Source organism: Streptomyces sp. NPDC046557 (genome assembly GCF_040645975.1).
Lineage (GTDB): Bacteria > Actinomycetota > Actinomycetes > Streptomycetales > Streptomycetaceae > Streptomyces.
In genome coordinates this window covers 153458-174802 of sequence record NZ_JBEYZH010000006.1, presented here as the reverse complement: position 1 = coordinate 174802, position 21345 = coordinate 153458, and the positions used below count along the sequence as shown (strand labels likewise).

Sequence of the window (21345 nt, the reverse complement as noted above, 5' to 3'; positions counted from 1 at the left end):
GATGAACGCGCCGTACGACGGTGACCGCGCGCAGGGCACTGGTGGGCCGGCGCCCTCCCAGGGCACCGCGCCGGGCGCCCCGGTACCCGGGCAGGCGTCAGCGCCGGCGTCCGCGCCGGATCACGACCCGTATGTCCAGGACGCCTACGACTACGACCCGTACCGGTCGCAGGACCTGTCGGCTCAGGACCCGGTGGCGGAGGTCCTGTACGACCGGGCCTCGCACCCCCCGCCGCCGCCGGGCACCTACCACGAGCCGGGGCCCCTCTACGCCGCTCCTCAGCCGCCCTCGTACGGCGGTCCGGACGCGCGCGTCTGGGCCCAGACCCCGCCGCCCGAGCCGGACGGCCCGTCCCGCCACCTGCCCTACGGCGACCGCCCCACGACGACCGAGTTCGTCGGGGTGGACTCCCTGGTGACCAAGGCCGCCGACGTGCAGCCGGCACCGGATGCCTTCGCGCACCTCTACCGGGACCAGGAGGCGGCCCCGCAGATCCCCGCGGAGGAGCCCCCCGTCGCCGTCCCGGCGCCCGCCAAGCCGGCCGGGAAGGCGTCCGGCCTGCTGAAGTCCAGTGCCCTGATGGCTGCCGGCACGATCGTGTCCCGCATCACCGGCTTCCTGCGCACGCTCGTGATCGGCACCGCGATCGGTGTCACCACCCTCAACGACAGCTACCAGGTCGCCAACACCCTGCCGACGATGATCTACGTGCTGGTCGGCGGCGGCGCGCTGAACGCCGTCTTCATCCCGCAGCTGGTCCGCGCGATGAAGAGCGACGACGACGGCGGCGAGGCGTACGCCAACCGGCTCCTGACGCTGGTCGTGGTGTTGCTCGGCGCCGTCACCACGGTCTGTGTGCTCGCCGCCCCGCTGTTCATCGGCATGATGTCGCAGAAGATCGCCGACGACCCGCACCGGATGGAGGTGGCGGTCGCCTTCGCCCATTACTGCCTGCCCACCATGTTCTTCATGGGTGTGCACGTGGTGCTCGGTCAGATCCTCAACGCCCGCGGCCGTTTCGGCGCGATGATGTGGACCCCCGTCCTCAACAACATCGTCGTCATCGCCACGTTCGGCGCGTTCATCTGGGCGTTCGGCGGCTTCACCAGCACCGGCATCGACGAGGCGAGCATCACCCCCGACGGCGTACGGCTGCTCGGCCTGGGCACCCTGCTCGGTCTCGCCGTCCAGTCCCTGGCGATGATCCCCTACCTGCGTGACGCCGGATTCAAGCCGCGCCTGCGCTTCGACTGGAAGGGGCACGGACTCGGCAAGGCCGCAGGTCTTGCCAAGTGGACGTTCTTCTTCGTCCTGGCCAACCAGCTCGGCCTCATCGTGGTCACCCAGCTCGCGACCTGGGCGGGCGACGTCGCCCACTCCCAGGGCCATGACGGCACCGGTATCGCCGCCTACAACTACGCGCTGCTGCTGTGGCAGATGCCCCAGGCCATCATCACCGTCTCGGTCATGACGGCGGTCCTGCCCCGCATCTCCCGCTCGGCCCACGACGGCGACGTCGCCGCCGTCCGCGACGACATCTCCTACGGCCTGCGCACCTCCGCCGTCGCGATCGTGCCCTGCGCCTTCGCGTTCCTGGCCCTGGGCGTCCCGATGTCCACGCTGCTCTATGCCGGGTCCGGCGCGGCGACGGCCCAGAACATCGGCTACATCCTGATGGCCTTCGGCCTCGGGTTGATCCCGTACTCCGTGCAGTACGTCGTCCTGCGCGGCTTCTACGCCTACGAGGACACCCGGACGCCCTTCTACAACACCGTGATCGTCGCTGCCGTCAACGCAGGCGTCTCGGCCCTGGCCTTCTTCGTCCTCCCCGAGCGTTGGGCCGTCGTCGGCATGGGCGCCGCCTACGGTCTCGGATACACCGTCGGTGTCGGCGTCGCCTGGCGGCGGCTGCGCGCCCGCCTCGGCGGCGACCTGGACGGGGCGCACGTGATGCGCACTTACACCCGTCTGATCGGCGCTTGTGTCCCGGCCGCGGTCGTGGCGGGCGCGACCGCGTACGGGGTCACCCAGTGGCTGGGCAGCGGAGCCATCGGGTCGCTCGCCGCCCTCGTGGCCGGCTTCATCGCCCTGGCGGCCGTTTTCCTCGCCGCCGCCAAGCGCATGCGCGTGGAGGAACTCAACGCGATGGTCGGTATGGTCCGGGGACGTCTGGGGCGCTGATGCGCAGAGCCGCCGGCGGTCCGACCCTCCTTCGCGTGTCGTGCGGAGCGCCGGACTGTGGGCACAATTGGCATGGCTTCGCAGACTGGCCGACAGCGCGCAACGGATGGGGAGGCAGGGACGACGGTGGCGGAACGTAGCACGGCTGCCGTCGACGTGGCCGACAACAGCGGCGATGAGCCGCTGACCGCGGAAGCGGGCAAGGCCACGGCCGACGGGGTGGACACCCAGAACGACCGAGCCGCGGACGGATCCATGCGCGAAACGGACGGCGAACGCAGAACGGCCGCTCCCGTGGCAGCGCCCGAACTACACAGCGGCCACAAGCTCGCCCGGCGCTACCGCCTCGAGGAGTGCGTCACCCGTCTGGACGGATTCAGCAGCTGGCGTGCGATGGACGAGAAGCTGCGTCGCGCCGTCGGAGTCCATCTCCTGCCCGCCGACCACCCCCGGGCCCGGGCCGTCCTCGCCGCGGCCCGCTCCTCGGCGCTGCTCGGCGACCCCCGGTTCGTCCAGGTCCTCGACGCCGTGGAGGAGAACGACCTCGTCTACGTCGTGCACGAGTGGCTGCCCGATGCCACCGAACTCACCGCCATCCTCGCCGCGGGACCCCTGGAGCCCCACGAGGCGTACCAACTCGTCAGCCAGGTGTCGCAGGCCATGGCAGCGGCCCACCGCGAAGGGTTGGCGCATCTGCGCCTGACCCCCAGCGCGATACTCCGCACCTCCACCGGCCAGTACCGCATCCGCGGCCTCGCCGTGAACGCCGCCCTGCGTGGCATCACCAGCGACACCCCGCAACAGGCTGACACGGAGGCGATCGGCGCACTGCTGTACGCGTCCCTCACCCAGCGCTGGCCGTACGAGACGGACGCCTACGGTCTCACCGGCCTGCCCAAGGGCGTCGGCCTGATCGCCCCCGACCAAGTGCGCGCCGGGGTGCACCGGGGCCTGGGGGAACTGGCCATGCGCGCCCTGGCCAATGACGGGGCCACCGCCTCGCGCCAGGAACCCGCCTGCACCACTCCGGAGGAGCTGGCCAAGGCCGTCGCCGCGATGCCCCGCATCCGGCCGCCGGAACCCGCCTTCACGGCCCCGCCCGAGTACCAGCACACCACCTACCAGCAGGGCAGCTACGGCCGGCACCCGGCGACCGGCCTGCCGACCGTGCAGAGCCTCGCCGTCACGCCCCCGCCGCCGTTGCAGAGCCGTACGGGCCGTGCCCTCAAGTGGGGTGTCGCGGCGCTGCTCATCGCCGCCCTCGGCCTCGGTAGCTGGCAGCTCGCCGACACCCTCCTGGACCACCGCGGCAACCAGGGCGGCAACGGCGGCAGCACCGGCAATTCGCAGTCGTCCGGGACGGGCGACACCAAGAAGAACCCCGACCCCGTCCCGCTGCAGATCAAGACTGCCGAGGAGTACTACCCGGACGGCACCCCCCAGAACGCGGACGGCGCCGGGAACAGCTACGACGGCGACCCTTCTTCATACTGGCGGACCAAGGCGTTCAGCGACGGCCCCGACATGGGTGCCTACAAGGCGGGCGTCGGCCTCGTCTACGACCTCGGATCCGAGCAGCAGGTCAGCGTCGCCTCGATAGCGTTCAAGTTCGGTGGCAACCACACCACTGCCGCGATCTACGCGGCACCGAACATGTCCTCGTCGACTCCGCTCCACTCCATGCACAAGATCGCCGGCGGTACGACGTCCGGCACCCAGCTCACCCTCAACGCCGAGGCCCCGGTCAAGACGCGTTACGTGCTCCTGTGGATCACCGCCATGCCGAAGTCGGGGGCGTACGAATACAGTGGCGCCGGCTACAAGCAGGCCATCACCAACGTCGTGCTTTCGGGGCCCAAAAGCTCCTGAACCCGGACCCGGGTGCGCGCAAGGGACCGTGAGGGCAACCCCCCTCACGGTCCTGTCCGGTACCGCGCCGTACCGCAACGCCTGCTCAACACGCTTCACTCTGGGCACGGCTCCCACCAGGAGGGGAACATGAAGCCTGCGGCTGACGACCCCGAGCGGGCCGAGGACCGAGAGCTGCTGGCATCGCACGTCGCCGGGGACCCCGATGCCTTCGCAGAGCTCGTGCGCCGGCACCGCGATCGGTTGTGGGCCGTGGCGCTGCGCACGCTCGGGGACCGGGAGGAGGCCGCCGACGCCGTACAGGACGCGCTGGTCTCCGCCTACCGGGCCGCGCACACGTTCCGCGGCGACTCCGCCGTCACCACCTGGCTGCACCGGATCACCGTCAACGCCTGCCTCGACCGGGCCCGTAAAGCGGCCTCCCGCCGGACGGCGCCCCTCAATGACACGGACCGGCTGGAGCGGCTCCTGGAGCCCCACGAGTCCGCCGAGGCCCCCGCCGAACGCCAAGACCTCCACCGCCAGCTACTGGCCGCCCTCGCCACCCTCCCGGCCGAGCAGCGGGCCGCGCTCGTCCTGGTCGACATGCAGGGATATCCCGTCGCCGAAGCCGCGCGCGTCCTCGATGTCGCCGTGGGAACGGTCAAGAGCCGCTGTGCGCGCGGCCGGGCGAAACTGCTCCCGCTGCTCACTCATCTGCGCTCGAATGCCGTGGATAACACCGCCGCCGAGCGGGGAAGGAACCGGACGCCGGGGCCATCCGTCCCACCAGCGGCAGAACGCAGGCAGTCAGACCCAGACGCATTGAAGGGCGGAGGTGGACGACCGTGAGCCCCACAACGGGCACGACCGGCACGATCCGGCACCCGGACGTCGCGGAGATCTCCGACCTTACCGAGGGGCTGCTCTCACCGGCCCGCACCGCCGCCGTACGCGGCCACCTCGACGGCTGTCCCCTGTGCGCCGACGTCCTCGCCTCCCTCCGGGAGATCCGCGCCCTTCTCGGCACCCTGCCCGGGCCGAGCCGGATGCCCTCCGACATCGCAGGCCGTATCGACGCCGCTCTCGCCGCCGAGGCCCTCTTGGACTCCACCTCCCGACGTACCGCGCCGGCGCCCGCATCACCGCGTCGCGATGTTTCACGTGAAACATCGCCGTCGGCCCCCATCCGGCCCGTAGGTCACCCGACCGGCCCCACCGGGCCAGCCCGTCGCCGGGCCCGGCGACGGATCACGGTGCTCGGCGGTCTCGTCGGGGCCGCCGCCTGCGCCGTGGGACTCTTCCTGTCCGGCGCCCTGGACGGCAGCTCGCACCACGACACCGCCGCCCGCACCGGCACCTCGGCCACAGCCCGTCCCCACCCCTCCGACGACGCTCTTTCCGCCCAAGGGCTCCAGAACAGCGTCCAGCGCCTCCTCGCGGCCGGCGCGAAGCCACAGAGCAGGCCGCAAGAGAGGAACAACACGGACGGGGCGGAAAACGTCTCCCCCAACATCGCCCCCGAGGACCGGCAGGCCCCTCCTGTTCCGCCCTGCGTCCAGCGGGCCACCGGCCGCGCCGACGCTCCGCTCGCCGCCGAACACAGCACCTACCAAGGCACCGACGTCTACCTCGTCGTCTTCCCGCACGCCGGGGACCCCGCCCGAGTGGACGCCCTCGTCGTCCCGAGCGGCTGCGCCAACAACCCTTCGACGGCCCCGGGCACGCCACTGCTCAGCGGTACGTACGCCCGTCCTTGACTCATTCAGGTCCGAGCCGGACCCAGCCGGGAATGCGCGCGCCGTAGGATCCGTTGGGTGGGGTGAGAGTCCACACCGGCCCCCCGGTAGGCAGCACGCAGTCCGCAGAGACGAGGAACGAACCCGTGAGCGACGTCCGAAACGTGATCATCATCGGCTCCGGGCCGGCCGGTTACACGGCCGCCCTGTACACCGCACGCGCTTCGCTCAACCCCCTCGTCTTCGAGGGTGCCGTCACCGCCGGTGGTGCGCTGATGAACACCACCGAGGTCGAGAACTTCCCCGGGTTCCAGGACGGCATCATGGGCCCCGACCTCATGGACAACATGCGGGGTCAGGCCGAGCGTTTCGGCGCGGAACTCGTCCCCGACGACGTCGTGGCCGTGGACCTCACCGGTGAGATCAAGACCGTCACCGACACCGCCGGCACCGTGCACCGCGCCAAGGCCGTGATCGTGACCACCGGTTCCCAGCACCGCAAGCTCGGCCTGCCCAACGAGGACGCCCTCTCCGGACGCGGCGTCTCCTGGTGCGCCACCTGCGACGGGTTCTTCTTCAAGGACCAGGACATCGCCGTCGTCGGCGGCGGCGACACCGCGATGGAGGAAGCGACCTTCCTCTCCCGGTTCGCCAAGTCGGTCACCATCGTCCACCGCCGTGACAGCCTGCGCGCCTCGAAGGCCATGCAGGACCGCGCCTTCGCCGACCCGAAGATCTCGATCGCCTGGGACAGCGAGGTCGCCGAGATCCACGGCGAGCAGAAGCTCTCCGGTCTCACCCTGCGCAACACCAAGACCGGCGAGACCTCCGAGCTGCCCGTGACCGGCCTCTTCATCGCCGTCGGACACGATCCGCGCACCGAACTGTTCACCGGGCAGCTGGACTTGGACGACGAGGGCTACCTCAAGGTCGACGCCCCGTCCACGCGTACCAACCTCACCGGCGTCTTCGGCGCGGGCGACGTCGTGGACCACACCTACCGTCAGGCGATCACCGCCGCCGGCACGGGCTGCTCCGCCGCCCTCGACGCGGAGCGCTACCTCGCCGCCCTCGCGGACGCCGAGCAGGCGCACGCGACCGTCTGACCCGCGCACCACCCCCCCTTCACCCACCCCCGCAGGAAAAAGGAGGCCGCTGTGGCCGGCACCCTCAAGAACGTTACCGACGCCAGCTTCGACGCCGACGTCCTCGCCGCCGACAAGCCGGTCCTGGTTGACTTCTGGGCCGCATGGTGCGGCCCGTGCCGCCAGATCGCCCCGTCCCTGGAGGCCATCGCGGCCGAGTACGGCGATCAGATCGAGATCGTCAAGCTCAACATCGACGAGAACCCGGCCACGGCCGCCAAGTACGGCGTCATGTCCATCCCGACGCTGAACGTCTACCAGGGCGGCGAGGTCGTCAAGACCATCGTCGGTGCCAAGCCCAAGGCCGCCATCCTGCGCGACTTGGACCCCTTCGTCGAGGTCAAGACCGCCTGACGTTTCACGTGAAACGGGGCCGCTCCCACCGGGAGCGGCCCCGTTCGCCTGTCCGACGGCCATCCGTCACAGCGGACGCAGCGCCGGCTCCTTGCGTGCCCGCGCCCCGCCCAGCAGGCGGTCCAAGGCGAGTTCCACGTCTTCCTTCCAGGACAGCGTGGAGCGCAGTTCCAACCGAAGCCGGGGATGCACCGGATGCGGCCGAACCGTCTTGAAGCCCACCGACAGCAGATGGTCCGCCGGAAGCAGGCAGGCCGGTCGCTCCCATCGCGCGTCGCCGAACGCCTCGATCGCCCGGAACCCGCGCCGCAACAAATCCTTCGCCACCGTCTGGACCATCACGCGTCCCAGGCCCTGCCCCTGATAGCCCGGCATGATCCACGCCGTGATGAGCTGGACCGCGTCAGGAGAGACCGGGCTGGTCGGGAACGCCGTCGCACGCGGCACGTAGGCAGGCGGCGCGTACAGCACGAAACCCACGGGAACGTCGTCGACATAGACGATCCGGCCGCACGATCCCCACTCCAGCAGGACGGCGGAGATCCACGCCTCTTTCTCCAGCTCAGCGGTTCCCGCCTTCACGGCGGCCTCACCACTGACCGGATCCAGCTCCCAGAACACGCAGGTCCGGCAACGTCGGGGCAGGTCCTGGAGGTTGTCCAGCGTGAGCGGTACCAACCGACGACCCATACACGCATCGTATCCGCTACGACAAAGAGGCGAGCCGTACCGGCTCGCGCCGTACGACTCGCCTCCCGGCTTTCCGGTCGGGCTCCCGGGTCACTCCCCGGACAGACCCTGTTCCAGCACCCGGCCCTCGCCCGGCGCCAGCGTCCCCAGGATCCGCTCCAGATCCTCCATCGACGCGAACTCGACGGTGATCTTGCCCTTCTTCTGGCCGAGATCCACCTTCACCCGGGTCTCGAACCGGTCCGAAAGCCGTGTCGCCAGCTCACTGAGCGCCGGAGCCACCCGAGCACCCGCCCGGGGACCCTTCGGCTTCACCGGGCTCTCCGGCTCAGAACCCATCAGCGACACGATCTCCTCGACCGCGCGCACCGACAGCCCCTCGGCCACGATCCGGTGTGCCAGCCGGTCCTGCGCCTCGGAATCCTCCACCGACAGCAGCGCACGGGCATGACCCGCCGAGAGCACGCCCGCGGCCACCCGGCGCTGCACCGGGGCGGACAGCCGCAGCAATCGCAGGGTGTTCGACACCTGAGGACGCGACCGCCCGATCCGGTCCGCCAGCTGGTCATGCGTGCAGTGGAAGTCCTGCAACAGCTGGTCGTAGGCGGCAGCCTCCTCCAGCGGGTTGAGTTGCGCCCGGTGCAGGTTCTCCAAAAGGGCGTCCAGCAGCAGTTTCTCGTCGTCCGTCGCCCGGATGATCGCCGGAATCCGGTCCAGCCCGGCCTCACGGCACGCCCGCCAGCGGCGCTCACCCATGATCAGCTCATAGCGTCCCGGCCCGGACTGGCGCACCACGACCGGCTGAAGCAGGCCCACCTCCTTGATGGAGGTCACCAGCTCCGCCAGCGCGTCCTCGTCGAACACCTCACGGGGCTGCCGCGGGTTCGGCGTGATCGCGTCCATGGGGAGCTCGGCGAACGTCGCCCCCGCCACCCCTTCGGCCGCCGGTGCCACCGGTTCCGACACGCCCACCGAGGCGACCGCCTGTGGCGCCCCGACCGAGCCATCCGCCTGCGTCAGCGCCGCCAGTTTCGCCGCGGCGATACCGCGCTCCGCCGTCAGCACCGGCACCGCCGACGGTGACGTCGACCCGGCACCCACCACAGGCGTCTTCTCCTGGGGAGCGGCGGGAATCAGCGCGCCGAGCCCCCGCCCCAGACCCCTACGTCGCTCACTCACTGGATCCCCTCCGCCATACTCTGCGTGCTGTTCATGCCGGCGCCCAGATGGGCGTGCCGGCCGTCGTAATGGATTCCGGCCCCCCGCAACGCGATCTCCCGCGCGGCTTCCAGGTAGGAGAGGGAGCCGCTGGAACCCGGGTCATAGGTGAGCACCGTCTGCCCGTAGCTGGGCGCCTCCGAGATGCGCACCGAGCGCGGAATGCTCGTCCGCAGCACCTCCTTGCCGAAGTGCGTGCGAACCTCTTCCGCCACCTGCGAGGCCAATCGGGTCCTGCCGTCGTACATCGTCAGCAGGATCGTGGACACGTGCAGCGACTGGTTGAGGTGGGCCCGTACCAGATCGACGTTGCGCAGGAGCTGACCCAGCCCCTCCAGTGCGTAGTACTCGCACTGGATCGGGATCAGCACCTCCGCGCCCGCCACCAGAGCGTTCACCGTGAGCAGCCCCAGCGACGGCGGGCAGTCGATCAGGATGTAGTCGAGCGGCTGCTCGTACGCCTGGATCGCCCGCTGGAGCCGGCTCTCCCGGGCCACCAGCGAGACCAGCTCGATCTCCGCGCCCGCCAGGTCGATCGTGGCCGGGGCGCAGAAGAGGCCCTCCACGTCCACTACCGGCTGGACGACCTCCAGCAGCGGTCGACTGTCCACGAGCACGTCGTAGATGGAGGGCACGTCCGCATGGTGGTCGATGCCGAGTGCCGTGGAGGCGTTGCCCTGGGGATCGAGGTCGATCACCAGGACCTTGGCCCCGTGCAGGGCCAGTGACGCCGCCAGGTTCACGGTCGTCGTGGTCTTCCCGACGCCGCCCTTCTGGTTGGCCACCACCATCACCCGGGTCCGCGCCGGCCGCGGCAGCGGTTCACCGGCGTGTCCCAGGGCGTCGACCGCCGGCCGGGTGGCTCGGCCGATGGGGGTGTCGTCGTTGTCCACCAGGGGCGGAGGTGCTGCTTCTCCCCCAGCGGTGGCTGGGGGAGAGACATCCTCGCCCGGCGATTCAGAGCGGGGACCGGGGACCGGGTCGGCCATCGGCCCCGCGAGGTTGGCGTCGGACCGCACGGTGTCACTCTCCTCGACATCAGGCTCGCGATGAACAGAGCCTGCCATGTCACCGGGGTCACGAACCAGCGGGGCCCGAACTCCTGTGGATGAATCCACCGATGTGGACAACTCCGTCACCCCCACGCCGTCACGCGGGCGGGGGGACGCGGCCGCACGACCGCGGCTGATGATTCCGTGCAGCAGGGAGCGACGTTTCACGTGAAACACGATGCCCGGACACGGACTTCCGCCCGCTACGACACTCCGAAATCCATACCTATAGGGCCGAACACGCCTGGAACAGCCGGGTCCGGACCCAAAAGGACGATCATCAGCGGCGGCGCCGGGTCCGCCCCACTCGGGCGGCCTTGGCCCGCTTGGCCGCGAACCGCACCCCTCCGGGGCTCTCGCCCACCTCCACACGCACCACCGTGGTCAACGGGTCCACGACACCCTCTCCGACATGGAGCACCGAGGTCTTCACCACACCGAGCTTCGTCAGCGCGGCCTTGGCCGCCACCAGCTCCTCGTCGGCGGTGTCGCCCTTGAGCGCGAGCATCTCGCCGTAGGGACGCAGGAGCGGCACGCCCCAGCCGGCCAGCCGGTCCAAAGGAGCCACCGCGCGCGCCGTCACCACATGGACCGGCTGGAGCTTGCCGAGCACCTCTTCGGCCCGACCGCGCACCACCGTCACATGGTCCAGGCCCAGCAGTTCCACGGCCTCCTGGAGGAAATTGGTGCGCCGAAGCAGGGGCTCCAGCAAGGTGATCTTGAGATCCCTGCGTACCAGGGCCAGCGGGATGCCCGGCAAGCCGGCGCCCGAGCCCACATCGCACACCGAGACGCCTTCCGGCACCGCCTCGGACAGCACCGCGCAGTTCAGCAGGTGCCTCTCCCAGAGCCGAGGCACCTCGCGCGGGCCGATCAGACCGCGCTTGACCCCCGCGTCCGCCAGCAGCTCCGCGTACCGCACGGCTTCCGGGAAAAATTCGCCGAATACCGCACGCGCCTCTTCAGGCGCCGGGGGAAGCTCTGCTGCCTCCGTCACGGGGACCGTCCTTCCGTACAGAACACTCTTCATACAACGGGCACTGCCAGGCTTACAAACATCGGCCCCGCCTGCGAGACAGACGGGGCCGACCACACGCTCTTCCGGTCAGGCAGGGAGCACAACGACGAAGCGCTGCGGCTCCTCGCCCTCGGACTCGCTCTTGAGACCGGCGGCCGCCACGGCGTCGTGGACGACCTTCCGCTCGAAGGGCGTCATCGGCGCGAGCTTCAGCGGCTCGCCCGAGGCCTTCACATCGGCCGCCGCCTGGGCGCCCAGTGCCGCCAGTTCCTCACGCTTCTTGGCGCGGAACCCGGCGATGTCCAGCATCAGCCGGCTGCGGTCCCCGGTCTCGCGATGCACGGCGAGGCGCGTCAGCTCCTGCAGAGCCTCCAGGACCTCACCGTCGCGGCCCACGAGCTTCTGCAGGTCACGACCGGCGGAGTCACTGACGATCGACACCGCGGCCCGGTCGGCCTCGACGTCCATGTCGATGTCGCCGTCCAGGTCGGCGATGTCCAGCAGGCCCTCAAGGTAGTCGGCCGCGATCTCGCCCTCCTGCTCGAGGCGGGTCAAGGTGTCGCCGCCCTCAGCGGCGGCGGTGGTGGTGCCTTCCGTCACGGGAGGGGCTCCTTCTTGCTTCTTGGAGGGTCTTGGAGAGAGGGCTACTTCTTGGTGGACTTGCTGGGAGGCGTCTGACGCTTCGCCTTCGTCTGCCGCTTCGGCTGCTGCCGCTTGGTGGCGACACCGCCGCTCGCCGCGTCCGCGTCGGCCGTCGCCTCGACACTGCTGATCACGGAGCCGTCCGGCTGCGCGGCCATGCCCTGCTTCGTCAGCGCGGTGATGAACTTCCGCTCGTTGTCGTTGCGGTCCGGGCCCTTGGCCACGATCGCCGCGACGATCTTCTTCTTGCCCCGGCCCTTGAGCTCACCGTGCGTGCTGACGTGCTTGAGCAGACGGGTCAGGTACTGGTCCTGGGCCTTGCTGCCCGGCGTCGGGTTCTGGTTGATCACGTACATCTGCTGGCCCATGGTCCACACGTTGGTGGTCAGCCAGTAGACGAGGACACCGACGGGGAAGTTGATGCCCATGAAGGCGAAGATCAGCGGGAAGATGTACATCAGCATCTTCTGCTGCTGCATGAACGGCGTCTTGACCGAGAGGTCGACGTTCTTCTGCATCAACTGGCGCTGCGTGTAGAACTGCGACAGCGACATCATGACGATCATGACCGCGGTCACGATGCGGACGTCGGTCAGGGAGGCGCCGAGCGCGGCGACCTTGTCCGAGCTGTCCGTGAACTTCGCAGCCAGCGGGGCACCGAAGATGTGCGCCTGCCGCGCACTCTCCAGCAGCGACTGGTTGATGACACCGATGGTCTTGCCGTTGGCGATGGCCGAGAGCACGTGGTAGAGCGCGAAGAAGAACGGGGACTGCGCCAGGATGGGCAGGCACGAGGAGAGCGGGTTGGTACCCGTCTCCTTGTACAGCTTCATCATCTCTTCGGACTGGCGCTGCTTGTCGTTCTTGTAGCGCTCCTGGATCGCCTTCATCTTCGGCTGGAGCGCCTGCATGCCACGCGTCGCCTTGATCTGCTTCACGAAGAGCGGGATCAAGCAGATGCGGATCAAGACCACCAGGGACACGATGGACAGGCCCCAGGCCCATCCGCTGTTCGGGCCGAAGATCGCGCCGTACAGCGAGTGGAACTGGACGATGACCCACGAGACGGGTGTGGTGATGAAACTGAACAGACTGGCAATCGTGTCCACTAATCAGGCTCCTTGAGCATTGCGAGATCTACGCAACGCACTGCGCAGCTGCTCGTGCCAACGCGGGCGTTTCCGGGGTGGGACATGATCCACACCGCCCGGGGTCCACGGATTGCACCGCAGGATCCGCCAGGCGGTAAGAACCGTCCCCTTCACCGCACCATGCCGGTCGATGGCCGTGTACCCGTAGTGCGAGCACGACGGGTAGTACCGGCACACCGGTCCGAGCAGCGGACTGATAGTCCACTGGTACAGCTTGATCAAAGCGAGCAGCGGGTACTTCATCGAGCCACGCCTCCCAGGAGCCGCTCCAGAGCGACGTCCAGGTCACGGGCCAGCTCGTCGAGGCCGGCGTCACCCGCACCGGGCAAAGCCCGCACCACCACCAGGCTACCGGCGGGCAGGCGGGACAGCCGCCCCCGGACGAGATGGCGCAGACGGCGCTTGACCCGGTTCCGTACGACGGCGTTGCCGACAGCCTTGCTGACGACGAAACCCGCACGCGTCGAGGGATCGATCTCCCCCGGCTCGTGCGGGTCCGTTGCACCGCTTGTACGTAGGTGGACGACGAGGAGCGGGCGACCGGCCCGGCGCCCTCGTCGTACCGCGCTCGCGAAGTCCTCGCGCCGCCTCAGCCGATTTTCGGGAGACAGCACGACGTCACGACCCGCGCGTGTTACGCGGACAGGGCGCTGCGGCCCTTGCTGCGGCGGTTCGCCAGGATGGCGCGACCGGCGCGGGTACGCATCCGCAGGCGGAAGCCGTGGGTCTTGGCACGACGGCGGTTGTTCGGCTGGAAGGTGCGCTTGCTCACTCGGGGGCTCCAGAGAATGAATCGTTGTGGCGGGACATCGCCTGGCTGTCACCGTGCGCCCACGAAGGAAAACTCGCGTGTTCGCCCGAGTGGCACCGCTACATGATCACAATCAGTGATCTTCGCCCATCGGTAGGCAGGCGGCAGCAGCCATCGACAACTCGACCTCGTTACGGTACGCGCGGCTACGCCATCCGGTCAAACCGAGCCTTCACTGCCGCACACTGTGCACAGGCTGTGGACAACGACTTGAACCGTACCCACCGGCCTGACTACCGTTGTCTGATCCCGGATTTTTTGTCCCGACCGTCCCAAAGAACCACACATTCGTGGAACCGGGACCTGTGAGAGAGCGTGCTCTGTGGCTGACGTACCTGCCGATCTTGCCGCAGTGTGGCCACGCGTGCTCGACGTACTCCTGGGGGAGGGGCAGCCGGGCATCGAGCCCAAGGACAAGCAGTGGGTCGAGCGCTGTCAGCCCCTGGCCCTCGTCGCGGACACCGCTCTGCTCGCCGTCCCCAATGAATGGGGCAAGCGGGTCCTGGAGGGCCGGCTCGCCCCGCTGATCAGTGACGCGCTCAGCCGCGAGTGCGGCCGGCCCATCCGGATCGCGATCACCGTGGACGACTCCGCGGGTGAGCCGACGCCGCCGGCGCCCTCCGGGCAGCAGCGCGAGTCCTACGAGCCCTACGGCGGCCAGCGGCCCGGCGGACACACCGGCCCCGGCGGCGCCGACGACGAACGGCTGCCCACGGCGCGCCCCGCCTACCCGGACTACCAGCAGCAGCGTCCCGAGCCCGGCTCCTGGCCCCGCGGCGGCCAGCAGGACGACTACGGCTGGCAGCAGCAGCGCCTCGGCGGTTTCCCGGAGCGCGACCCCTACGCCTCCCCCCAGCCCGGCTACCTCCAGCAGTCGGAGTCCGGCGGTTACGAGAAGGGTTCCTACGAGCAGGGCTCCTTCGACCAACAGCAGTACGACCAGTCCCCGTACGAGAAGCAGCAACACCAGCAACACCAGCAGCACCAGTACGAGCAGCAGCAGTACGACCAGCCCGCCCCGCGGCCGGCCCCCCACCGCCCCGCGCCCCCGGCCCCGTCCGGCGGCTCGACCTCGGGTCCGCTGGAGCCGACCGCCCGGCTGAACCCCAAGTACCTCTTCGACACCTTCGTCATCGGTGCCTCGAACCGCTTCGCACACGCCGCCGCGGTGGCCGTCGCCGAGGCACCCGCCAAGGCGTACAACCCCCTCTTCATCTACGGGGAGTCGGGCCTCGGCAAGACGCACCTGTTGCACGCCATCGGGCACTACGCGCGCAGCCTCTACCCGGGCACCCGGGTGCGGTACGTGAGCTCCGAGGAGTTCACCAACGAGTTCATCAACTCGATCCGCGACGGCAAGGGCGACGCGTTCCGCAAGCGCTACCGCGAAATGGACATCCTGCTCGTCGACGACATCCAGTTCCTCGCGAGCAAGGAGTCGACGCAGGAGGAGTTCTTCCACACCTTCAACACCCTCCACAACGCCAACAAGCAGATCGTGCTGTCCTCCGACCGGCCGCCCAAGCAGCTCGTCACCCTGGAGGACCGGCTCCGCAACCGCTTCGAGTGGGGTCTGATCACCGACGTCCAGCCGCCCGAGCTGGAGACCCGGATCGCGATCCTGCGCAAGAAGGCGGTACAGGAGCAGCTCAACGCCCCGCCGGAGGTACTGGAGTTCATCGCCTCCCGCATCTCGCGCAACATCCGCGAACTGGAGGGGGCGCTGATCCGCGTCACGGCGTTCGCGAGCCTCAACCGGCAGCCGGTGGACCTCGGTCTGACGGAGGACGTGCTGAAGAACCTGATCCCCGGCGGCGAGGACAGCGCGCCGGAGATCACCGCCTCGGACATCATGGCCGCCACCGCCGACTACTTCGGGCTCACCGTGGACGACCTGTGCGGCTCCTCGCGCAGCCGCGTCCTGGTCACGGCCCGGCAGATCGCCATGTACCTGTGCCGGGAGCTCACGGACCTCTCCCTGCCCAAGATCGGGGCCCAGTTCGGTGGCCGGGACCACACCACCGTCATGCACGCGGACCGCAAGATCCGGGCCCTGATGGCGGAACGGCGCTCGATCTACAACCAGGTCACGGAGCTCACCAACCGCATCAAGAACGGCTGAGCCGGGCTCCCGGGCCCGCGTGCGCGCACCCCGAGGAAGGATTTCGGGGCCTCGGCACGTCCTCTCACGGCCCTTCGAACGGCCCTCCCGCGCTCGTCTACAGGGGCGCTTCCGGCTCGAACCGGGGGCGCCCTTCTTCGTGCGCGCGCTGTTGCTCTGTTCGAATACGCCCCCTGCGGGCCAACTCATCCACAGATTGGGCGACTTTCTTCCGTCCACACCCTGGGGAAGAGTTCCGTCGCCCACAATCTGTCCACAGGGGCGCGGCGTGAGACGTCATCAGGCCAGTTCAGCAGCCTGTGGAATTGTGCACAACACCTGTCCACAGCCTGTGGACAGAAAAATCATCCACAGGGTCGTCCACGACTCTGTCCACCGCCCACTCACAGGTTCCCGCATCCTGTGCACAGGATGCGAGGACTTCTCCACACCGTTGTCCACTGTTCGGCAACGCGGACACCTCCGTCACCGCCCCGAGTGAAAGCCGTCACACGGAGACCGGTGTTTGGTCTGTGGAGTACTGGGGAAAAGCTGGGGACACACCTGTGGAGTAGTGGGGGTCGTCTGGGGACGGCCTGTGCAGAAGTTTTCGTTCTCCACAGGGACACCGTGTTGTCCACCGGTGCCGCCCACAGGGCGTGGGGATAAAAAACCGGGGCTGACCTGCGAAGACGGGCTTATCCACCGTTTCCACAGGCCCTACTACTACCCCCATAGAGATTGAGGCCGGATTCGGTTTTCAAGCAGGTCCTGTGCACAACTCGTCGTCCGGCCGCCCCGACGCCGTGCTCCCGACTTGACCGCCGGCAGCACCGACTGTCGGCGCCGTGCGTCAGACTGGTTCCCGGCACCGCGGCCTCGGTCCGTCGAGACCCTGGACCGGGAGCCGACGACGAAAGCCGGCAGACGAGCGAGCAACAGCAGGAGGCGGTTCCGGTGAAGATCCGGGTGGAGCGCGACGTACTCGCGGAGGCGGTGGCCTGGGCTGCCCGTAGCCTCCCGGCCCGGCCTCCGGTGCCCGTGCTCGCGGGCCTGCTGCTCAAGGCCGAGGACGGCACGCTGTCCCTCTCCGGCTTCGACTACGAGGTCTCGGCGCGCGTCTCCGTCGAGGCCGACGTCGAGGAGGACGGCACGGTCCTCGTCTCCGGCCGGCTGCTCGCCGACATCTGCCGGGCCCTCCCCAACCGCCCGGTGGAGATTTCCACAGACGGTGTACGGGCCACCGTGGTCTGCGGCTCATCCCGCTTCACCCTCCACACCCTGCCTGTGGAGGAGTACCCGGCGCTGCCGCAGATGCCGACCGCGACCGGCACCGTTCCCGGTGAGGTCTTCGCCTCCGCCGCCGCCCAGGTCGCCATCGCCGCCGGTCGCGACGACACGCTGCCCGTGCTGACCGGCGTCCGCATCGAGATCGAGGGCGACCGGGTCACCCTCGCCTCCACCGACCGCTACCGCTTCGCGGTCCGCGAGTTCCTGTGGAAGCCGGAGAATCCCGACGCCTCCGCCGTGGCCCTGGTCCCCGCGAAGACGCTCCTGGACACCGCCAAGTCCCTGACCAGCGGTGACACCGTCACCATCGCGCTCTCGGGCTCCGGCGCGGGCGAGGGCCTCATCGGCTTCGAGGGCGCGGGCCGCCGCACCACGACCCGCCTGCTCGAAGGCGACCTGCCCAAGTACCGCACGCTCTTCCCGACGGAGTTCAACTCCATCGCCGTGATCGAGACCGCCCCGTTCGTCGAGGCCGTCAAGCGCGTCGCCCTCGTCGCCGAGCGCAACACCCCGGTCCGCCTCAGCTTCGAGCAGGGCGTGCTGATCCTGGAAGCCGGCTCCAGCGACGATGCACAGGCTGTGGAACGCGTCGACGCGAAGCTGGAGGGCGACGACATCTCGATCGCCTTCAACCCCACGTTCCTGCTCGACGGCCTCAGCGCGATCGACTCGCCCGCCGCCCAGCTGAGCTTCACCACCTCCACCAAGCCCGCGCTGCTCAGCGGCCGTCCCGCGGTGGACGCCGAGGCGGACGAGGCGTACAAGTACCTGATCATGCCGGTGCGCCTGTCCGGCTGAGTCCGTCCCGTCGGGCCCGGCCTCGCGATCGCGCGGACCGGGCCCGACTGCGTACCCGGCACGTTGGGTGGGGTCCCGTCCGACGGCCCGGCGTAGGCTCGGATCCGGGGACGGCCCCGGATCGCGGGGAGCCCGGCACAGACGGCCACAACGCTTAAGGAAGCACCTGATGGAGCTTGGTCTCATCGGTCTCGGCAAGATGGGCGGCAACATGCGCGAGCGCATCCGCCGCGCAGGCCACACCGTCATCGGATACGACCGCAACCCGGACCTCGCGGATGTCCACAGCCTGCGGGAACTTGTGGACGGCCTCCAGGCCCCCCGCGTGGTGTGGGTGATGGTCCCGGCCGGTGCGGCGACGCAGTCGACCGTCGACGAGTTGGGCGAGCTGCTCTCGCCCGGCGACATCGTCGTCGACGGCGGCAACTCGCGCTGGACCGATGACGAGAAGCACGCCGAGGAGCTGGCCGCCAAGGGCATCGGCTTCGTCGACTGCGGTGTCTCGGGCGGCGTGTGGGGCCTGGAGAACGGCTACGCGCTGATGTACGGCGGCGAGAAGGAGCACGTCGCGGCCGTCCAGCCGATCTTCGACGCCCTCAAGCCGGAGGGCGAGTTCGGCGCCGTGCACGCGGGCAAGGTCGGCGCCGGCCACTTCGCGAAGATGGTCCACAACGGCATCGAGTACGCCATGATGCAGGCGTACGCCGAGGGCTGGGAACTGCTGGAGAAGGTCGACTCGGTCACCGACGTCCGCGAGGTGTTCCGGTCCTGGCAGGAGGGCACGGTCATCCGTTCCTGGCTGCTGGACCTCGCCGTGAACGCGTTGGACGAGGACGAGCACCTGGAGAAGCTGCGCGGCTTCGCGCAGGACTCGGGCGAGGGCCGCTGGACGGTCGAGGCGGCGATCGACAACGCCGTTCCGCTGCCGGCCATCACCGCCTCGCTGTTCGCCCGGTTCGCGTCCCGCCAGGACGACTCCCCGCAGATGAAGATGATCGCCGCGCTGCGCAACCAGTTCGGCGGACACGCGGTCGAGAAGAAGTAACCCGCAACACGGCGCCACCGGCACCCCGCAAGACAGCACCGCAGCACTACACCAGCACCACAGCAAGCAGCAGGAAGCCGGGGGAGGTCGGCGCCGAATGTACGTCTCGCATCTCTCACTGGCCGACTTCCGCTCGTACGCCCGGGCCGAGGTTCCCCTCGGTCCGGGCGTCACCGCTTTCGTGGGCCCCAACGGCCAGGGCAAGACCAACCTCGTCGAGGCGATCGGCTACCTCGCGACGCTGGGCAGCCACCGGGTGTCCTCGGACGCCCCGCTGGTGCGCATGGGCGCCGACCGGGCGATCATCCGCGCGGCCGTGGCGCAGGGCGAACGCCGGCAGCTCATCGAGCTGGAGCTGAACCCCGGGCGCGCGAACCGCGCCCGGATCAACCGGTCCTCGCAGGTCAGGCCGCGTGACGTGGTGGGGATCGTCCGTACGGTGCTGTTCGCGCCGGAGGACCTGGCGCTGGTGAAGGGCGACCCGGGAGAGCGCCGCCGCTTCCTGGACGAGCTCGTCACGGCCCGCTCACCGCGGATGGCCGCGGTCCGCTCGGACTACGAGCGGGTGCTCAAGCAGCGCAACACCCTGCTGAAGTCGGCGGCGATGGCCCGCCGCCACGGCGGGCGTTCCATGGACCTCTCGACCCTCGACGTGTGGGACCAGCACCTGGCGCGGGCGGGCGCGGAGCTGCTGGCGCAGCGGCTGGACCTGATCGCGACCCTGCTGCCGCTGGCGGACAAGGCGTACGAGCAGCTCGCGCCGGGCGGCGGCCCGCTGGGGCTGGCGTACCGGTCCTCGGCGGGCGAGGCCGTGGACAGCGGGGCTGCGCGCACCCGGGAGGCGCTGTACGAGGTGCTGCTGGCGGCCCTGGCGGAGGTTCGCAAGCAGGAGATCGAGCGGGGCGTGACGCTGGTGGGTCCGCACCGCGACGACGTCCTGCTGCGGCTCGGGGAGCTGCCGGCCAAGGGGTACGCGAGCCACGGCGAGTCATGGTCGTACGCGCTCGCGCTGCGGCTGGCCTCGTACGAGCTGCTGCGCGCGGAGGGCGACGAGCCGGTGCTGATCCTGGACGACGTGTTCGCGGAACTGGACGCGCGGCGCCGGGAACGGCTGGCGGAGCTGGTGGCCCCGGGTGAGCAGGTGCTGGTGACGGCGGCTGTGGACGATGACGTTCCGGACGTGTTGGCGGGGGTGCGGTTCGGGGTGTCCGGCGGCGAGGTGACCCCGCAGTGAGCGAGCACGAGCAGCACCCGGATCAGCCCCGGGGCCCGGAATACCCCTTCGGTCCGGAGCGCACGGCCCCGCCGCTGTCCGGGGTGGACCTGGCACGACAGGCGCTGGCGGCGGCGCGCGAGCAGGCGCGCGCGCGGGGCAACGCGGCGCCGGGAAAGAAGCACCGGCAGCCGGGGTTGCGGTCGGGCGCGCGTGCCGACGGCCGGGATCCGATGCCGCTGATGGCGGCGCTGGCCCGGCTGCGGACGGAGCACGGCTGGGAGATGCCGATGGCGGTGGCCGGGGTGATGGAGCGCTGGCCGGAGATCGTCGGCCCGGAGATCGCCACGCACTGCGTGCCCGAGCGCTACGAGGACCGCGAGCTGGTGGTCCGGTGCGATTCCTCGGCGTGGGCGGCGCAGCTGAAACTGCTGGCTCCGCAGCTGGTCGCCCGGCTGAACGCGGAGCTGGGGCAGGGCACCGTACGGATGATCAAGGTGCACGGTCCCGGCGGCCGGCCGAAGCAGTACGGGCCGTGGCGGGTGCCGGGTGGCACCGGCCCGGGCGATACGTACGGCTGATCCCCCCCGGATCCCCCGGATCCCCCGGATCCCTCCGGGCGCTTCCGGAACCCCGCCGGAAACCCTCCTCGCCCCCCATGTCCCCTCCCGGACGCGCTCCCGCGCGCCCGCTGAGCGGTGCGTCGCGCCCGACCTGCGGCAGGTTGATCACGGGCCGGCGACGGGACGGTTTCGGCCGGGTCGCGGCCCCGCCCCGGTGCGCCGCCGCGGGTGGTGTCCCTCACGGTAGTGAGAGGTTGACAGGCCGAAGCGCTCAATGCCCGTGTGAGCCTCCTTGGGCCCCTCCCCGGATATGGGGAGTCGGAGAGAGGAGGTTCAGGGCGGCACATGCGGACTCAGGTACCGGCAAACCCCCATTCATGTCCGTGGTACCGGTAGACTGAAGCGAATCCCGCCCGCTTGCGGGATCCGCTGACAAACGCTGACAACGCAGATCGACGCAGCCGCTCCTGCTTGCATGCCTGCTG

The 21345-nt window shown here is 69.8% G+C and carries 19 protein-coding genes and 1 pseudogene; 11 read left to right on the top strand and 9 right to left on the bottom strand.

The features are described 5' to 3' along the window. The first annotated feature begins 1 nt into the window (after position 1). The 6 genes from murJ to trxA all read left to right on the top strand — a co-directional run bounded on the left by murJ (position 2) and on the right by trxA (position 7268). The gene (murJ, locus tag ABZ934_RS15545; RefSeq protein WP_361312860.1) at positions 2 to 2182 is read left to right on the top strand and encodes a murein biosynthesis integral membrane protein MurJ; all 2181 of its coding nucleotides are present in this window, start codon (positions 2 to 4) and stop codon (positions 2180 to 2182) included. A 126-nt stretch (positions 2183 to 2308) separates the two neighbouring features. After that, positions 2309 to 4051, top strand: coding sequence for a protein kinase family protein (locus tag ABZ934_RS15540; RefSeq protein ID WP_361312858.1), 1743 nt, complete (start codon positions 2309 to 2311; stop codon positions 4049 to 4051). Positions 4052 to 4180: 129 nt separating this feature from the next. Next, positions 4181 to 4882: an RNA polymerase sigma factor SigM gene (gene sigM, locus ABZ934_RS15535; RefSeq protein ID WP_361312856.1), complete on the top strand. Its 702-nt coding sequence runs from the start codon at positions 4181 to 4183 to the stop codon at positions 4880 to 4882. Then, entirely contained in the window at positions 4879 to 5790 is a 912-nt protein-coding gene (locus tag ABZ934_RS15530; RefSeq protein WP_361312855.1) for a zf-HC2 domain-containing protein, read from the top strand. The genes sigM and ABZ934_RS15530 overlap by 4 nt, the downstream gene beginning before the upstream one ends. A 125-nt stretch (positions 5791 to 5915) precedes the next feature. Next, positions 5916 to 6875, top strand: coding sequence for a thioredoxin-disulfide reductase (trxB, locus tag ABZ934_RS15525; RefSeq protein WP_361312853.1), 960 nt, complete (start codon positions 5916 to 5918; stop codon positions 6873 to 6875). Between the two features lie 51 nt (positions 6876 to 6926). After that, on the top strand, positions 6927 to 7268 hold the full coding sequence (gene trxA / locus ABZ934_RS15520; protein WP_329196669.1) for a thioredoxin: 342 nt from the start codon (positions 6927 to 6929) through the stop codon (positions 7266 to 7268). 66 nt (positions 7269 to 7334) lie between these two features. Here trxA and ABZ934_RS15515 read toward each other — a convergent pair whose 3' ends face one another. The 9 genes and pseudogenes from ABZ934_RS15515 to rpmH form a co-directional block, all read right to left on the bottom strand. Further along, positions 7335 to 7958, bottom strand: coding sequence for a GNAT family N-acetyltransferase (locus ABZ934_RS15515; protein ID WP_361312852.1), 624 nt, complete (start codon positions 7956 to 7958; stop codon positions 7335 to 7337). Between the two features lie 90 nt (positions 7959 to 8048). Continuing rightward, positions 8049 to 9137 (bottom strand): ParB/RepB/Spo0J family partition protein, encoded by a 1089-nt coding sequence (locus ABZ934_RS15510; RefSeq protein WP_361312851.1) that lies wholly within the window; start codon positions 9135 to 9137, stop codon positions 8049 to 8051. After that, positions 9134 to 10243, bottom strand: coding sequence for an AAA family ATPase (locus tag ABZ934_RS15505; protein ID WP_361312850.1), 1110 nt, complete (start codon positions 10241 to 10243; stop codon positions 9134 to 9136). Before ABZ934_RS15505 ends, ABZ934_RS15510 begins: the two co-directional genes overlap by 4 nt. A gap of 265 nt (positions 10244 to 10508) precedes the next feature. Continuing rightward, positions 10509 to 11225, bottom strand: a complete 717-nt coding sequence (gene rsmG / locus ABZ934_RS15500; protein WP_136210327.1) for a 16S rRNA (guanine(527)-N(7))-methyltransferase RsmG — start codon at positions 11223 to 11225, stop codon at positions 10509 to 10511. Between the two features lie 108 nt (positions 11226 to 11333). After that, positions 11334 to 11846, bottom strand: coding sequence for a R3H domain-containing nucleic acid-binding protein (locus tag ABZ934_RS15495; protein WP_136210325.1), 513 nt, complete (start codon positions 11844 to 11846; stop codon positions 11334 to 11336). A gap of 44 nt (positions 11847 to 11890) precedes the next feature. Then, complete coding sequence (yidC, locus tag ABZ934_RS15490; RefSeq protein WP_361312848.1) at positions 11891 to 12997, bottom strand: membrane protein insertase YidC; 1107 nt, start codon at positions 12995 to 12997, stop codon at positions 11891 to 11893. Between the two features lie 30 nt (positions 12998 to 13027). Further along, positions 13028 to 13282: pseudogene (gene yidD, locus ABZ934_RS15485) on the bottom strand (membrane protein insertion efficiency factor YidD); the annotation flags it as partial. Beyond that, on the bottom strand, positions 13279 to 13653 hold the full coding sequence (gene rnpA / locus ABZ934_RS15480) for a ribonuclease P protein component (RefSeq protein WP_361312846.1): 375 nt from the start codon (positions 13651 to 13653) through the stop codon (positions 13279 to 13281). The pseudogene yidD and the gene rnpA, both read right to left, overlap by 4 nt. A 20-nt stretch (positions 13654 to 13673) precedes the next feature. Next, the gene (gene rpmH, locus ABZ934_RS15475; RefSeq protein WP_007265229.1) at positions 13674 to 13811 is read right to left on the bottom strand and encodes a 50S ribosomal protein L34; all 138 of its coding nucleotides are present in this window, start codon (positions 13809 to 13811) and stop codon (positions 13674 to 13676) included. Between the two features lie 361 nt (positions 13812 to 14172). Between rpmH and dnaA the strand changes: the two genes are divergently transcribed. The 5 genes from dnaA (at position 14173) to ABZ934_RS15450 (ending at position 20878) form a co-directional block, all read left to right on the top strand. Then, positions 14173 to 15972, top strand: a complete 1800-nt coding sequence (dnaA, locus tag ABZ934_RS15470) for a chromosomal replication initiator protein DnaA (protein WP_361312844.1) — start codon at positions 14173 to 14175, stop codon at positions 15970 to 15972. A 936-nt stretch (positions 15973 to 16908) separates the two neighbouring features. Continuing rightward, positions 16909 to 18039 carry a DNA polymerase III subunit beta gene (gene dnaN, locus ABZ934_RS15465; RefSeq protein ID WP_361312843.1) on the top strand — a complete coding sequence of 377 codons (1131 nt, stop codon included), beginning with the start codon at positions 16909 to 16911 and terminating at the stop codon, positions 18037 to 18039. Positions 18040 to 18208: 169 nt separating this feature from the next. After that, a complete protein-coding gene (gnd, locus tag ABZ934_RS15460; RefSeq protein ID WP_136210316.1) occupies positions 18209 to 19084 on the top strand; it encodes a phosphogluconate dehydrogenase (NAD(+)-dependent, decarboxylating) in 876 nt (291 codons plus the stop codon). 97 nt (positions 19085 to 19181) lie between these two features. Beyond that, on the top strand, positions 19182 to 20318 hold the full coding sequence (gene recF / locus ABZ934_RS15455; protein ID WP_361312841.1) for a DNA replication/repair protein RecF: 1137 nt from the start codon (positions 19182 to 19184) through the stop codon (positions 20316 to 20318). Between the two features lie 74 nt (positions 20319 to 20392). Beyond that, a complete protein-coding gene (locus tag ABZ934_RS15450) occupies positions 20393 to 20878 on the top strand; it encodes a DUF721 domain-containing protein (RefSeq protein WP_361312982.1) in 486 nt (161 codons plus the stop codon). Positions 20879 to 21345 lie beyond the last annotated feature (467 nt).

Excerpts from the sequence above, each read along its gene's own strand:
- murJ (WP_361312860.1), top strand. The coding sequence starts at position 2 with ATGAACGCGCCGTACGACGGTGACCGCGCGCAGGGCACTGGTGGGCCG.
- recF (WP_361312841.1), top strand. The coding sequence starts at position 19,182 with ATGTACGTCTCGCATCTCTCACTGGCCGACTTCCGCTCGTACGCCCGG.
- sigM (WP_361312856.1), top strand. The coding sequence starts at position 4,181 with ATGAAGCCTGCGGCTGACGACCCCGAGCGGGCCGAGGACCGAGAGCTG.
- ABZ934_RS15515 (WP_361312852.1), bottom strand. The coding sequence starts at position 7,958 with ATGGGTCGTCGGTTGGTACCGCTCACGCTGGACAACCTCCAGGACCTG.
- ABZ934_RS15505 (WP_361312850.1), bottom strand. The coding sequence starts at position 10,243 with ATGGCAGGCTCTGTTCATCGCGAGCCTGATGTCGAGGAGAGTGACACC.
- gnd (WP_136210316.1), top strand. The coding sequence starts at position 18,209 with ATGGAGCTTGGTCTCATCGGTCTCGGCAAGATGGGCGGCAACATGCGC.